This window comes from Pseudomonas putida (assembly GCF_028682455.1).
Taxonomy (GTDB): domain Bacteria; phylum Pseudomonadota; class Gammaproteobacteria; order Pseudomonadales; family Pseudomonadaceae; genus Aquipseudomonas; species Aquipseudomonas putida_AA.
Window position 1 is genome coordinate 1,224,352 of the sequence record NZ_JANHLD010000001.1, and the last position, 13,671, is coordinate 1,238,022.

Sequence of the window (13,671 nt, forward strand, 5' to 3'; positions counted from 1 at the left end):
GTCTGCTGTCTCATCGTCTTCAGACTCAGCGCGCCGTGTAGCCGCCATCGGCGATGAGCTGGGTGCCCACAAGGAAGCTGCTTCCTTCCGACAGCAAAAACGCCACGGCATGGGCGATTTCGTCCGATGTACCCAGACGACCGATCGGATGCAGGTCAACGGCCTTCTGGAGGGCCGATTCATCCAGGAAATCCAGGATGGGCGTACGCACGTAACCGGGATGAATCGAATTGATCCGGATTCCCTTGGACGCATAGGCCAGTCCTGCCGAGCGGGTCAGCCCGGTCACGCCATGTTTGGCTGCGACGTACGCAGGGTTCGCTGCGTCGCCCACCACCCCCAGGATGGAGGAGACGTTGACGATGGCGCCGCCTCCCGAGCGCAGGATGGCGGGAATCTGATGGCGCAGGCCATAGAACACGCCGTTCAGGTTGACATCGATCACCCGGCGCCAGGCGGCAGGGTCCAGTTCTCCCGCCGGGCTCTGGTCGCCACCGATACCGGCGTTGTTGACGGCAAAATGAAGGTCGCCGAACGTATCGACCGCGCAGGCCACGGCAGCCTGGACCTCATCGATGCATGCCACGTCGGCCACGTTGGCCACGGCGTGGCCGCCCTCGGCGTTGATGAGGCTGGTGACGCGCTGCGCATTGTCGGCGCTGACATCGGAGACGACGACATTCAGGCCGTTGCTTGCAAGCAGCCGGGCAATGGCCTCGCCAATGCCAGACCCTGCACCGGTGACCAGGGCTACGCGGCCAGAGAATGAGTACTGCATGGTGTTTCCTCCAAAGGGGTGGATTAAAAAGAGGGGGTTAATAAGTTGCCGATAAGTCGGCTCAAGGGGGTGACAGCCGATAGTGGTGGGCCAGCATCAGTGCGATCGCGCATGAGGCGATGCGTGTATCACGCGAGTCGGCGCGGCTGGTCAGAATGACTGGCACCTTGGCTCCAAGAACGATCCCGGCGCTGGCTGCGCCGCCCATGAAGATCAACTGCTTGGCAAGCATGTTGCCGCTCTCCAGGTCAGGCACGACGAGGATGTCAGCTTGCCCGGCGACCTCGGAAACGATCCCCTTGATACGCGCAGCGGCGATGGAGACGGCGTTGTCGAAGGCCAGCGGCCCGTCGAGCAGGCCGCCAGTGATCTGGCCGCGATCGGCCATCTTGCACAGCGCCGCAGCGTCCAGCGTGGCCGCCATCGTCGGGCTGACCGTCTCGACCGCGGCCAGGATCGCGACCTTGGGTTCGCGCACGCCGATCACCTGTGCCAGCTCGATGGCGTTGCGGATGATGTCTGCCTTCTGTTCCAGATTCGGGGCGATATTGATCGCCGCATCGGTGACGATGAACGGGCGCGGATAGGCCGGTGTCTGCAACAGGAAGCAATGGCTGACCCGGCGCTTGGTGCGCAACCCCGCTGCTGCCGAAACCAGCGCGGACATCAGTTCGTCGGTGTGCAGGCTCCCTTTCATCAGGGCTTCGACTTCACCTGCGGCTGCCAAGGCGACGGCTTGCTGCGCAGCGGCGTGGCTGTGCGGGACGTCCACAATGGCGACGTCGGCCAGATCCAGCCCGGCCTCGGTGGCGACTGCTTCGAGCCGCCCTCGTGGCCCGACCAGCACCGGCTCGATCAACCCCGCGTGGCGCGCTTCGAGCGCAGCGGACAGGCTGGGGACATCGCAGGGGTGGGCGACGGCTACCCGAATCGGTTGCAAGTGCGCGACATGCGCCAGCAGGTGCTGCAGGCCTGTGCGGCCCTGCGCATCCGGATGGATTTCCGGCAACGCCGTGCGCGTTCTTTCAATGCGCTCAGTGGGCGCTACGACCTCTACCTGGCCCTGGAAAACCGCCACCCCCTCCTGGCTGGTGCAGGTGCAGTCCAGCGTGACGTGATGGGTGGCCGTGTCTTTGCTGCTCACCTGCATCTGCACGGTCAGCCTGTCGCCGGGCCGAACGGCTCCGAGCAAGCGCAGGTTCTGGCTGACATATTGGGTTCCAGGCCCCGGCAGGCGTGTTCCCAGCACAGCCGAGATCAGGACGTTTGCACAAATGGCCTCCGTGGTGCCCCGCGAGGGCGAAGACACCGAAGATTCCGGATCCACATCGCCCGATTGCAGCGCGAACATGTGGATGTCTTGCGGCGAAAACGCGCGTTCGAGGCTGGCGCTGTCGCCGATGGCGATCTCGTCGAAGGTGCGGTTGCGCAGAACCTGCAATGCGTCGGCGGCGCCATCGACCGGTGCGGAGGACGTCGTCATTTGCCTTTCCCTCGCCGTGTTTGACTTGTCCGCGGGGCGGCTGGCGTCTTGGACACAGTTTTCTGCGTAGCAGTTTTCTTCTGAGGCGCCTTAGGCTTTGGAGAGGATGTCTTGGAGGTCGTGTTTATGGCAGGAGCGGAGGTGTCACTGGCGGAGCTCGGCATGGCTGGCGCCGCATTCGCATCCTCGACCGCAGCGGATGTGCCACTGGCAGAGCGTGGCATGGCGGTTGTCGACTTCGCGTCCACGACCGTAGCGGAGGTATCAGTGGCGGGACTTATCACGGCGGGCGCCGAAGCCGCCTGCGCTTGGCGCTCGGCCTGCTCGAACAAGGTAGAAACCTGTTCCAGCCTGGTTTGTTCTTGTGCGGACAGCACACCGCCGCTGCCAATCACTTGCACGATCATTCCCGCCACCTGGCGGATGTCATCAGGCGCTATGCCGTTGAGCAATCCGGGGATGGCGGACACCGTGGCGTCCTCGTCGAGCCTCATGAGCAAAGCCTGCCGACGAACGAGGTGGCGAAAGACCTGCATGTCGAAGTCGTTTGCCAAATGGGGGCGCGCGAGTTCCTCTGCGCGCCGGAAGTGCCGCCCGTCGGCCTCGCCACGCGCGGCCAGCACAAAGAACAGCGCCCGTATGGAGGCTTCGGTGATCCCGCCGCTGTGAATATCCGCTTCGAGCCGTGTCAACTCTTGCGCCAGATACTGGCGATGCTCGGGCGTCTCGCTGGGATGGGGTCGCGGCGGTGCATCGTCGTGCAGGCTCTGTCCAGTCATGGCCTGCACCAGCGGCAGGCTGTACAGCGTGTCAAACGCCTGTGCGTAGATCTGGTCGCGGCAATCACGGAATTGATCCAGCATCTGTTCGACGGCGGTGGAAAACTGCGCCTGCAGTTGCAGGAAAGGGTTGGCCTCGGAGACGGGCTGACGATGGTCGCGCACGTGTTGCGCAGCCTCATGTACTGCGGCGGCGAGCGGATGCCTGTCAGACCACAATTCATAGCCCATGCGCAGCGGATGCAGCGGCTCCAGCCACTTCGCACCCTGGTCCGTGACCAGGGCACGCATCCATGGCTGCACGAAGCTGCGGTAGCAAGCCAGGTTGACCTCGGAGATCCGCGCAACGGCGGCGAACCGGCGATCGTTCTCAGGGTCGGGACGGACGATCTCACGGACTTCATCGATGTTGCTGCGCTGGATCCGAGTCAGGTAGGCGTTCCCGGTCGGCTCGCCTTCCTGCGACCCGTCTGGATTTTCATCGACCAGCATGCGGTGGATACCGGCCGGCAGCACGTCGATGACGTCGATGTTGGCGGCGAACTCCTGGTGCTCTTTACGCCCGACGCTGCCGGAGACGAAGATTCCCAGATGTCCGATGCTGTCATGGGTAGCGTAGACGATGGTCTGGTCATGTCCCAGCACGTCCAGGTCGTTGCGGTACAGGTCGGTGATCCAGCCCAGGGCCTGGGGCGGCGGGGTGATGTTGTCCCCATAGGAGCAGAACACCACGATCGGCGAGCGAATATTGCGCAGGTCGATGCGCACGCCATCGGATGTCATCAGTTGGGCGGTGCTCAGCTTGTTGCCGATGAACAGGTTATCGACGATGTACTGCATCTCCACGTCATTCAGGAAGACGTGGCCGCCCCAGTACTTTTCGAACTGCAAGTAGCGCGGGCCTTCCGTGTCGACATTGGCGTACAGGTTGTACTGTTTGCTCCAAAGCGTATTGGCCGGGTCCAGGTTTTCAAAGTTCTGTACCAGCCAGGCACCGTCGAACCGGCCGGCGCCCAGATCGCTGGTCAATGCCGTCAACCAGCTACCGCCAGTGAGGCCGCCCGCGTAGCGCATCGGGTTATCACCGGCCCAGTAGGACAGCGGCGCGCCGGCTACGATGATCGGCCCGAACAGCTCGGGCCAGACAGCGGCTGCCATCAGAATCTGCCAGCCCGCCTGGCAATTGCCGATGACAGCGGGCTTGCCGCGGCTGTCGGGGTGCAGCTCGCCGACCTTGCGCACGAAGGCCGCTTCGGCGCGCATGACGTCTTCGACGGTCTGGCCGGGAACGGGATCGGGCAGAAAGCCTACGAAGTAGCAGGGATGGCCAGCCTTGAGGGCCGCGCCGACCTCGCTATCGGGTTTGAAGCCGCCGATGCCTGGGCCGTGGCCCGCGCGTGGATCGACCACCACGAACGGTCGCTTGTGGGGATCGCTCGGCGTGTCGGCTGGCGGCAGGATACGTACGAGGCCATAGTTGACCGGCTGCGGAAGGTCCAGCCCGGACATGATGACCTCAGAGGCGAAGTCGAGTACGTTCGGCGTCTGCTCCTGCAAATGCTCCTGGTACTGGTTGCCGCGTTGGCGGCGAACGTCGGCATACAGAATGGACCGCTGCCAGGCATCCACTGCATACTCGTTTGCCATCGCCGATAGTCGCAACGGGTCCCACAGCAACTGCCCCCAAGCGGCCGTTGGTGATGTCGTGGTGTCTTGATTCATGGCGATGGGCACTCCGTCTATGATGAAACTGAAAAATTGAATGAAAAGGGGCCGCAGGCACATCGTCTTGCCGGCCCTTCCTCACTCAGTACATGTGCTGGCCACCATTCATCGACACGTTGCTGCCGGTCATGAACCCCGCAGACTCGCTGGCGATGAATGCAACCAGTGCGGCGATTTCCTCAGGCCGTCCCAGACGACCCACGGGAATACCGGCAGTCACTTGCTTGACCACTTCCTCCGACATGCTCGTCACCATCTTCGTATCCAGATACCCCGGCGAGACGGTGTTGACTGTCACACCCTTGCGCGCCACCTCTTGCGCAAGGGCTTTAGTGAAGCCATGCATGCCGGCTTTTGCGGCGGAGTAGTTGGTCTGGCCGAACTGCCCCTTGGAGCCGTTGATGGAGGAGATGTTGATGATCCTGCCCCAGCCGCGTTCGAGCATGCCGTCGATGAATGGCCGGGTGACGTTGAAAACGGAGTCGAGATTGACCCGCAGGACCGCATCCCAATCGGCGTAGCTCAGCTTGCGGAACGTAGCATCACGCGTGATGCCCGCGTTGTTGACCAGAATGTCGATGTGGTGACCGTCTGCATGAATGAGGCCGGCCAGCTCCTGGCAGGAGGCATGGTCGGCCACATCCGCGCCGTAGGCGATGAAGTTGTAACCTTCGCCTGCCTGGGTTTCCAGCCACGCGCCAATGTTGGTGTTGCCTGGCGAGTGGATGATGAGCACGGTATGGCCAACATCGTGCAAGGCTCGGGCGATGGCCTCGCCCAGGCCACCGCTGCCGCCGGTGACCAGTGCAGTGCGTTGCTCAGCCGGCATTGTGTCCTCCTGTATTGGCTGGCGCGTCCTTGTGCTGTGCAGCGACCCACACCGCTCCCCATTGCTTGAAAATATCCTGGAACGGCAATATCGCATCTGCCTGGCCTACGGCCTGCGTGACCGATTTCTGCCAGTCCTGAATGGCTTGCTGCAGGCCTTGGGTGAAGGTGGTCTGATTCTTGATTGCGACTTGCGTTAGTGCCTGCGCGCCACCCATCTGGTGCTGAAACTGACGCCAGAAGGCCTGCGCGGGCAGCGTGGCCAACTCCTGCCAGTTCTGGGCCTTGAGCAGGCTTTCGATCTCAGTGCCGGACTCGGCAATGTTTTCGCTGCCCGCGCGCGTGGCGTTCTCCAGCCATTGCTGGCCGTTTTCCTGCATCAGGCGCTGCAGGCGCAGTTGCAGTTCCAGGTTCGCCTTGAAGAGGTTGAGGGGGATGGTTTCATTGCTCATGGTCAAACTCCTTGCTTGGATTGAAATGCCCAATCGGGCGGTCAGACGATCAGGCCATCTGGCCGATCGTTTTGCGAAAGCGTGCCAGCGACAGGAAAAACAGCACCGTGCCGATCAGGGCCAGCGCCAGGAACGGCTGCCATACCGTCTCCAGGCCCGCGCCCCGGTAAAGGATGGCCTGGCTCAGTTCCACGAAATGGGTGGTGGGTGCGATCAGCATGATGTTCTGCACGATCTCGGGCATGCTCTCGCGCGGGGTAGACCCACCCGAAAGCATCTGCAGCGGCATGATGGTGAGCATCATCAACATGCCGAATTGGGGCATGTTGCGCGCCAGGGTGGCGATGAAGATGCCCATCGAGGTGGTGGCGAACAGACTGAGCGCCGCGCCAGCGAAGAACAGCGCAATGGAACCCTCGACGGGAACGCCCAGGACGCCGCGCACCATGAGATTGAGGGACAGGAAGGAGGCGATCAGCACGACCAGGGCCATCGACCAGACCTTGGAGAGCATGATCTGCGCGGGCGTGACCGGCATCACCAGCAGGTGCTCGATGGTGCCGTGCTCGCGCTCCCGGATCAGCGCCGCGCCGGTCAGGATGATGGACAATAGCGTGATCTGGTTGATGATCTGCACCACCGAGCCGAACCAGGCCTTGTCCAGTGCGGGGTTGAAGCGTGCGCGCAAGGCCAGATCCACGGGTGGCGCGTCGGTGCCGCGGTAACGCTTGACGAACTCATTGACTTCACCGGTGAAGATCTGCTGGATATAGCCACTGCCGGTGAAGGCCTGGCTCATGCGGGTGGCGTCGACATTGAGCTGCGCGGCGGGCGATCGCCCCGCCAGCACGTCACGCTGGAAGTTGGGCGGAATGACCAGGGCGAAGGTGTACAGCCCCGCATCCATGCCCGGGTCCACGTCCCCATAGTCGATCATGGCCGGTGGCGTGAACTGCGGCGGGTAGAAGGCCGAGGCAATCCGCTGGGACAGCGCCGAATTATCCTCGTCGACGATGGCGATGGGCGCGTTGTGCAGCGTCTCCGGCATGGACGTGGCCGAGGTGTAGACCGACGCGGTGAACACATAGACGATGAGTACGAGCATCATCGGATCACGCCAAAGGCTCCACAGCTCCTTGACACCGAGGTCGTAGATGTTGGCAACGTTTCTTCCGCTCATCTCAGCGCTCCTGCTTCTTGAGTAGCAAAACGGCCGCACCGAGAATCACCGGAACCGACAGCAGCATCGACCACAACGGCCCCGCCAGATCGGCCAGGCCGAGCGCTTTGCTGAACACGCCACGGCTGATGGAGATCATGTGCGTGGCGGGGTAGATCTCGCCGATGAACTTGCTGGAGCCTTCAAGCGAGGACACGGGATCGATCAGGCCGGCGAACTGGGTGGCCGGAATGATGGTGCCGATCATGGCAAAGAACATGGCGGCGATCTGGCTGCGCGTGACGGCCGAGGCCAGCAGCCCCATGCCTGTCGCGGCGAAGGAGAAGATCAGCGCGGCCAGCGACAGGGTGAAGAAGCTGCCCGTGACCGGCACACCGAAGACGGTGACCGCGAGCAGGCTCATCAGCAGGAAGTTCACCATGGCCAGACCGACATAGGGCAGTTGCTTGCCAAGCAGGAACTCGATGCGCGTGACCGGCGTCACGTAGAGATTGGTGATCGAGCCCGTCTCCTTCTCGCGCACCACCGCGAGCGCGGTCAGCATCGCAGGCAGCATGAGCAGCAACAGCGGAATCACCGCCGGCACCATGGCCGGCAGGCTCTTGACATCGGGGTTGTAGCGAAAGCGCGTCTCGACGCTGGCATTGCCGGCTGCGCTGGCGCCGCCACGCTCGCTGGCCTGTACCAGCAGCCAGTGCTGGTGCATGCCCTGAACGTAGCCCTGGACGGTTTCCGCGCGTTGCGGCATGGCGCCATCGAGCCAGGCGCCGATCTGCACGTTCTGGCCTCGCAATACATCGCGGCTGAAGCCAGGGGGGATTTCGATGGCCAGCGACAGTTCGCCGTTGCGCATGCGCCGGTCGAGGTCCTCGTAGTCGACGATCGGCGCGTGCTCGGTGAAGTAGCGCGATCCGGCCAGGTTCAGCGTGTAGCTCTGGCTAAGCGTGGTCTGGTCGCGATCGAGCACCGCATAGCTCAAATCCTCGACGTCCATGGTGATGCCAAAGCCGATCACGAACATCAGCAGCAGCGAACCGCCCAGCGCCAGGGTGGCGCGGACCGGGTCCCGCTGCAGTTCCAGTGTCTCGCGCCACAGATAGCTGAACATGCGCTGCAAGCTGAATCCGCCAGAGCGGTGCCCACCGTGTTCAGCGGGCGCCGCCGATGGCTGCTCCTCGTGATGGGCGGCCTCGGGCTGGCTGGGTGGGGTGGCCGTGCCGCCCTCGGCTTCGATGAGGTAGCCGATGAACGCCTCTTCAAGGGTTTTGGCGCCGCGCTTCTCGACCAGTCTGGCAGGCACATCGCTGTCGAGCACCTTGCCTGCATGCATCATCGACATGCGGTCGCAACGCTCGGCCTCGTTCATGAAGTGGGTGGAAATGAAGACCGTCACCCGGTCGCGACGTGACAGCTCGATGAGCAGCCGCCAGAATGCATCGCGCGCTACTGGATCGACCCCGGAGGTCGGCTCGTCCAGAATCAACAGTTCGGGCTTGTGCACCATGGCGACTGCCAGCGACAGGCGCTGGCGTATGCCCAGAGGCAGGCTGGCCGGCAAGCTGTCGATGACTTCCACCAGGCCGAAGCGCTCCACCATCTCTTCGACGCGGCCCGGAATGTCCTTCGGGGGCACGCTGAACAGCTTGGCGTGCAACTCCAGGTTCTGGCGTACCGTGATTTCGCTGTAGAGCGAGAATGCCTGCGACATGTAGCCGACGCGGCGGCGGGTGTCCAAGTCATGCGGGTCCACCTCATGACCGAACAGCCAGGCTCGTCCCTCGCTCGCCGGCAGTAGCCCGGTGAGCATCTTCATCGTCGTAGACTTGCCGCAGCCGTTGGAGCCGAGGAAGCCGAAGATTTCACCGCGCCGGATGCGGAAGGACACGCTGTCGACGGCGACGAAGTCGCCAAAGCGCATGGTCAGCCCTTTGGCCTCGATGGCGATATCGTCCGCGCCGCCATCCGACAAGGGGGGAATGACTACCGCTTGGTGTCCGCGCTTTTTCTCTTCCGGGAGCAGGCGGATGAATGCCTCTTCCAGGTTCGGGCTGCCTGTTCTTGCCAGCAATTCCTTCGGCGTGCCGGTGGCGAGGACCTTGCCGTCGTCGATGGCGGCCAGCCAGTCGAAGCGCTGGGCCTCATCCATGTAGGCCGTGGCCACAATCACGCTCATGCCGGGGCGATCGGCGCGGATACGGTCAATCAGATCCCAGAACTGCGCGCGCGCCAGCGGGTCCACGCCAGTCGTCGGCTCATCGAGAATCAGAAAATCCGGGTCATGAATCAGCGCGCAGCACAGGCCGAGTTTTTGCTTCATGCCCCCGGACAGCTTGCCTGCCGGGCGCTCCAGGAATTTGAACAGGCCAGTGGCCTGGGTGAGCTCATCGATCCGCTGGCGGCGCTCTGCGGCGCCATGACCGAACAGGCGCGCGAAGAATTGCAGATTCTCCTCGACCGAGAGCGTCGGATACAGGTTTTTGCCCAGTCCCTGCGGCATGTAGGCGATGCGCGGGCACACTTTATTGCGATGGGCCTTGCTGGCCATGTCGCCACCCAGCACCTCGACCGTGCCCTCCTGGATGATGCGCACACCCGCCAGCAATGAGAGCAGACTGGATTTGCCCACGCCGTCGGGGCCGATCAGGCCGACCATCCGCCCGGCGGGAATGTCCAGGTCGATGCCATCCAGGGCAATGACGTCGCCGTAGCGCAGGCTTACCTGATGGGCACTGGCAACGGTCGCGAGCTGCGCACTGTAGCTCATACCTTACTCCGGCACGCGAAGGGACAGGTTTTGAGGCCACTCGGCACTGGCGTCGAGCTTGACCCAGGCCACGCCGGGCAGCCCGGTCTTGACCTGGTCCAGGTGTTCACGCAGCAGCTCCTGCGAAATCTGCGCGCGCACGCGAAACATCAGTTTCTGCCGCTCGCTGGCGGTTTCCACCGTCTTGGGAGTGAACTGCGCCGCGCTGGCGACGAAGGAAACGGTGGCTGGAATCACATACTCGGGCGCGGCATCCAGAATGATGCGAACCTCCGAGCCCAGCGCAACGCGGCCGGCCACGGTTTCGGGCAGGAAGAAGGTGATGTACACGTCCGACAGATCAAGGAGGTTCAAGACACGTCCGCCCGCTCCAAGCACCTCACCGGGTTGCGCGACACGCACCTGAACCCGTCCGTCGCGCGGAGACCGCAGTTCGCTGTCGCGGATGTCGGCTTCGATGCGGCTGATACTGGCCGTAGCGGCGGACACACTGGACTGCGCGCCGACAAGCTGCGCCCTGGCGGCTTCGACCGCGGCGCGGGCAGCGGCGGCCTGTGCCTTGCTGGCCGCGAGGGTCGCTTGGGCGCCCCGTACGCGCGCCCGGTCATCGTCCAGTTCCTGGATCGAGGCGGCTCCCTCACTCGACAGCGTGCTGGAGCGTGTCAGGCGCCGTTGCGCGGCGTCCAGTTCGGACTCGCGCTGACCAACCAGAGCCAAGGCGGCAGTCACGTCGGCTTCACGCAGCGCCACCTGTGCCTGCGCCGCGGTCACCGAATGCTCAGCCTGCTGACGCATGGCCAGGGCCTCGTCGCGCTGCGCTTCAAGTGTCTCCAGTTGCATCCTGGCCAGTGGCTGGCCCGCCGCGACGAAGTCGCCTTCACGCACCAGGATGTCTTCGATACGACCGGGAAGCTTGGTGGCGATGTCGATCTCGGTGGCTTCGATGCGGCCATTGCCGTTGACGAACCCTTCGCCGGGTCCGCTGTCGGCAAGCTCCGTCCAGCCCCACCAGGCCAGCGCGATAACAACCGCTGCAGCGGCAGCGACCAGGAGTTTTTTCTTGAGAGAGGGTGAGACAGTCATAGGTTCGGCGTGCCTTAACGGGTTAATGGCGTGGGAGCGGGCGTCGAGGTTGCACCCTGGGTTTCGTCGGTTGCAGCGAGGGTGCCGCCGCCGAGCGCGGCATACAGCGCCACCTGGCTGGACAGCAGCGCGCGGCGCGCCTGTACCAGTTGTTGCTGGGCTCCCAGCAGATCGCGCTGGGCATCCAGCACTTCCAAGAAGGCGGCCGAGCCGTTGTCGTAGCGCAACTTGGCCAGGCGTGCGCGTTCGCTTTGCGCTTCCAGGTTGGCTCTCTGGATCGTCAACTGCTCAGCCAGCCAGTGCTTTGCGCTCAGCGCATCGGCCACCTCGCGGAAGGCCGTTTGAATGGTTTTTTCGTATCCGGCGACGGCGATGTCGCGGCGCACTTCGCTCAGCTCCAGATTGGCGCGGCGGCGCCCGCCATCGAAGATGGGCAGCGACAGGGTGGGCATGAAGGTCCAGGCACGACTGCCGGAATCGAACAAGCCATTCAAGTCGGAGCTGGCCGTGCCGAAGCTGCCGGTCAGCGCAATGCGCGGCAAAAACGCCGCGCGGGCCGCGCCGATGTGGGCATTGCTGGCACGCAATTGGTGTTCGGCGGAAATGATGTCCGGGCGACTGACCAGCAGCTCCGAAGGCAGACCGGCCCGCAGCTCAGCCAGAACCGTCGTTTCATCGAAGGGTGCCTTGGCGGGCAGCGGGCCGGGATCAGCGCCTACCAGCAGTGCCAGGGCGTGCAGTTGCGTGGTGCGAGCCTGCTCAAGCTGCGTCAGCAGCGCCTGAGCCTGGTTCAGCAAAGTTTGGACTTGAGTGAGGTCCAGCTTCGAGGTCGAGCCGACTTCAACGCGGCGCCGGAAAATGCGATAGGACTCCTCGCGGGTCGCGACGGTTTGACGGGCGATAGCCACGCGTTCGTCTATCTCGCGCAAGCCAAGATAACCGTCGGCCACCTGGGCGATCAGCGCCAGGTGGACGGCCTGGCGGGCCGCGTCGGAAGCCAGCCAGCTTTGCAGGGCGGCGTCTTCCAGGTTGCGGACCCGGCCCCACAGATCCAGCTCCCAGGTGCTCAAACCCACCTCGGCCCGATATTCGCCGCCCACCTGCGACCGGCCCGACATGTTCAGATCGCCAGGGACGCGGGCGCGTCCACCCTGGGCACCCACGCCCACGGCAGGAAATCGATCCGAGCGCTGAATGCGGAATGCGGCGCTGGCTTCCTCGACACGCAGCGCGGCCAGGCGCAGATCGCGGTTGTTCTCCAGCGCTGTCTCGATGAGGCGTTGCAGCAAGGGGTCGGTGAAGTACGCCTGCCAGGCAAGCTCTCCCGCGTGGGCGCCGTCGGTGCCTGATCCAAGATGCGCAGGCCAGGCTTCGGGCACGGGCAGCGGCGGGGTGTCTGGCGCCGGAGCGAGCGACATGCAGCCGGTCAAGACGACGGCGCTCAGGGCCAACGAGGCAGTGCGCAAGCTGAACGCAGGAAACAACAGGGAAGCTGGGGGCATGGTCACGTTCCGTACGGGTATCGGGCTGAAGAGGGTCTGGTCGCAGAGGAGGGAATGGCTGCCACCCACGCAATGCGGAGTTCGTGGCCGATGTCCGCAGGCCTTCTTTTCCTGCTTGCAAGTGCTGTCAAGTCCACTTCATCTCCTTGTTGATATGTGCATCCCCGTGTCCCCTGGCTGGTTGATTAGGTGCTCTTCCTGTGTCACATCCCGATGTGCCGGGTTCGTTCGCGCCTCTGAGTTGGCTTGCATCGTGAAATTTGAAAACAAACCACTGGACGGTTGTTTTCAATTATACGTTACAATCCAAGAACCGCAATCAGCGGGCTCGTCGGTCATTGACGCAGGTCAATTCGAGCTGCCGGCTTGGGTTCAAGGAAGGCCCTGATTCTTGGTAGAGCCGGTGACAGGCCCATGGGAACACCCCTCAGATCTTTGAACAGAGCCTTTGAATGCCACCCAAGAAAGATGACGCGCCAGACAACAAGCGCCGCTACCTGTCCTCTGCCGCCAGGAAAGAGGAAATACTCGACGCGGCCCTGGTCGAATTCGCGGATCGGACATACAACGCAGTGTCGATGGAGCGCCTGGCGGAATGCGCGGGCTTGTCCAAGGCTGGCATCTATGCCCACTTCAAAAGCAAGGAAGAAATTTTTCACGCCTTGCTCGAACGTACGACGAAGCAGATTTGTGATTTCCAGGGCTGGCTCCCGGATGAGGATCTGACGTTGCCAGAGCTGGTAGATGTCTACCTGGATCGCCTGTACGCGACCTTCAGCTCCCCTGCCACGATGTCGATCTACCGGCTGCTTCTGGCCGAAAGCGCCCGAACTCCAGAGCTGGTGCAGCGTTGGCACAACGAAGTTGCGCTCGGGCTGAAAGAGCGGGCGCAGACCATCATCCACCGCAACATACGCCGAGGCGTCATTCGCCCAGGCGTCTTGACCGAACACTTCTTCCCGTTGGCGCTCGCGCCCGCAGTGCTGTGGCTGAGTTCCTCGATGCTGTCCAAGGGCAGTCCTTCCATCTCGCTGGTGCAGTTACGGGATGCGCACCGGCAACTGTTGCTTGAGCTTTTGCAGCCTCAATGAGCGGAG

General features: G+C 63.3%; 10 protein-coding genes. 1 reads left to right on the top strand and 9 read right to left on the bottom strand.

From position 1 onward, the window contains the following. Positions 1 to 25 precede the first annotated feature (25 nt). The 9 genes from NPS58_RS05950 to NPS58_RS05990 all read right to left on the bottom strand — a co-directional run bounded on the left by NPS58_RS05950 (position 26) and on the right by NPS58_RS05990 (position 12,574). A complete protein-coding gene (locus tag NPS58_RS05950; RefSeq protein WP_054667835.1) occupies positions 26 to 778 on the bottom strand; it encodes an SDR family NAD(P)-dependent oxidoreductase in 753 nt (250 codons plus the stop codon). Positions 779 to 839: 61 nt separating this feature from the next. Beyond that, a complete protein-coding gene (locus NPS58_RS05955) occupies positions 840 to 2,261 on the bottom strand; it encodes a bifunctional enoyl-CoA hydratase/phosphate acetyltransferase (protein WP_274114393.1) in 1,422 nt (473 codons plus the stop codon). Then, a complete protein-coding gene (locus tag NPS58_RS05960) occupies positions 2,258 to 4,762 on the bottom strand; it encodes a DUF3141 domain-containing protein (protein ID WP_274114395.1) in 2,505 nt (834 codons plus the stop codon). Before NPS58_RS05960 ends, NPS58_RS05955 begins: the two co-directional genes overlap by 4 nt. 85 nt (positions 4,763 to 4,847) lie before the next feature. Further along, positions 4,848 to 5,594 carry an acetoacetyl-CoA reductase gene (gene phbB, locus NPS58_RS05965; protein ID WP_274114397.1) on the bottom strand — a complete coding sequence of 249 codons (747 nt, stop codon included), beginning with the start codon at positions 5,592 to 5,594 and terminating at the stop codon, positions 4,848 to 4,850. Then, entirely contained in the window at positions 5,584 to 6,045 is a 462-nt protein-coding gene (locus tag NPS58_RS05970) for a phasin family protein (protein WP_274114399.1), read from the bottom strand. The genes phbB and NPS58_RS05970 overlap by 11 nt, the downstream gene beginning before the upstream one ends. A gap of 49 nt (positions 6,046 to 6,094) precedes the next feature. Further along, positions 6,095 to 7,225: an ABC transporter permease gene (locus NPS58_RS05975; protein WP_274114401.1), complete on the bottom strand. Its 1,131-nt coding sequence runs from the start codon at positions 7,223 to 7,225 to the stop codon at positions 6,095 to 6,097. A 1-nt stretch (position 7,226) separates the two neighbouring features. Continuing rightward, positions 7,227 to 9,989: a ribosome-associated ATPase/putative transporter RbbA gene (rbbA, locus tag NPS58_RS05980; RefSeq protein WP_274114403.1), complete on the bottom strand. Its 2,763-nt coding sequence runs from the start codon at positions 9,987 to 9,989 to the stop codon at positions 7,227 to 7,229. A 3-nt stretch (positions 9,990 to 9,992) separates the two neighbouring features. Next, on the bottom strand, positions 9,993 to 11,072 hold the full coding sequence (locus NPS58_RS05985; RefSeq protein WP_274114404.1) for an HlyD family secretion protein: 1,080 nt from the start codon (positions 11,070 to 11,072) through the stop codon (positions 9,993 to 9,995). A gap of 14 nt (positions 11,073 to 11,086) precedes the next feature. After that, positions 11,087 to 12,574: an efflux transporter outer membrane subunit gene (locus NPS58_RS05990; protein WP_274114405.1), complete on the bottom strand. Its 1,488-nt coding sequence runs from the start codon at positions 12,572 to 12,574 to the stop codon at positions 11,087 to 11,089. Positions 12,575 to 13,026: 452 nt separating this feature from the next. On the opposite strand from NPS58_RS05990, the gene NPS58_RS05995 reads away from it, so the two are divergent. After that, on the top strand, positions 13,027 to 13,665 hold the full coding sequence (locus NPS58_RS05995; RefSeq protein WP_068679673.1) for a TetR/AcrR family transcriptional regulator: 639 nt from the start codon (positions 13,027 to 13,029) through the stop codon (positions 13,663 to 13,665). Positions 13,666 to 13,671: the final 6 nt, after the last annotated feature.

Excerpts from the sequence above, each read along its gene's own strand:
- NPS58_RS05960 (WP_274114395.1), bottom strand. The coding sequence starts at position 4,762 with ATGAATCAAGACACCACGACATCACCAACGGCCGCTTGGGGGCAGTTG.
- NPS58_RS05985 (WP_274114404.1), bottom strand. The coding sequence starts at position 11,072 with ATGACTGTCTCACCCTCTCTCAAGAAAAAACTCCTGGTCGCTGCCGCT.
- NPS58_RS05990 (WP_274114405.1), bottom strand. The coding sequence starts at position 12,574 with ATGCCCCCAGCTTCCCTGTTGTTTCCTGCGTTCAGCTTGCGCACTGCC.
- rbbA (WP_274114403.1), bottom strand. The coding sequence starts at position 9,989 with ATGAGCTACAGTGCGCAGCTCGCGACCGTTGCCAGTGCCCATCAGGTA.
- NPS58_RS05955 (WP_274114393.1), bottom strand. The coding sequence starts at position 2,261 with ATGACGACGTCCTCCGCACCGGTCGATGGCGCCGCCGACGCATTGCAG.
- phbB (WP_274114397.1), bottom strand. The coding sequence starts at position 5,594 with ATGCCGGCTGAGCAACGCACTGCACTGGTCACCGGCGGCAGCGGTGGC.
- NPS58_RS05975 (WP_274114401.1), bottom strand. The coding sequence starts at position 7,225 with ATGAGCGGAAGAAACGTTGCCAACATCTACGACCTCGGTGTCAAGGAG.
- NPS58_RS05995 (WP_068679673.1), top strand. The coding sequence starts at position 13,027 with ATGCCACCCAAGAAAGATGACGCGCCAGACAACAAGCGCCGCTACCTG.
- NPS58_RS05950 (WP_054667835.1), bottom strand. The coding sequence starts at position 778 with ATGCAGTACTCATTCTCTGGCCGCGTAGCCCTGGTCACCGGTGCAGGG.
- NPS58_RS05970 (WP_274114399.1), bottom strand. The coding sequence starts at position 6,045 with ATGAGCAATGAAACCATCCCCCTCAACCTCTTCAAGGCGAACCTGGAA.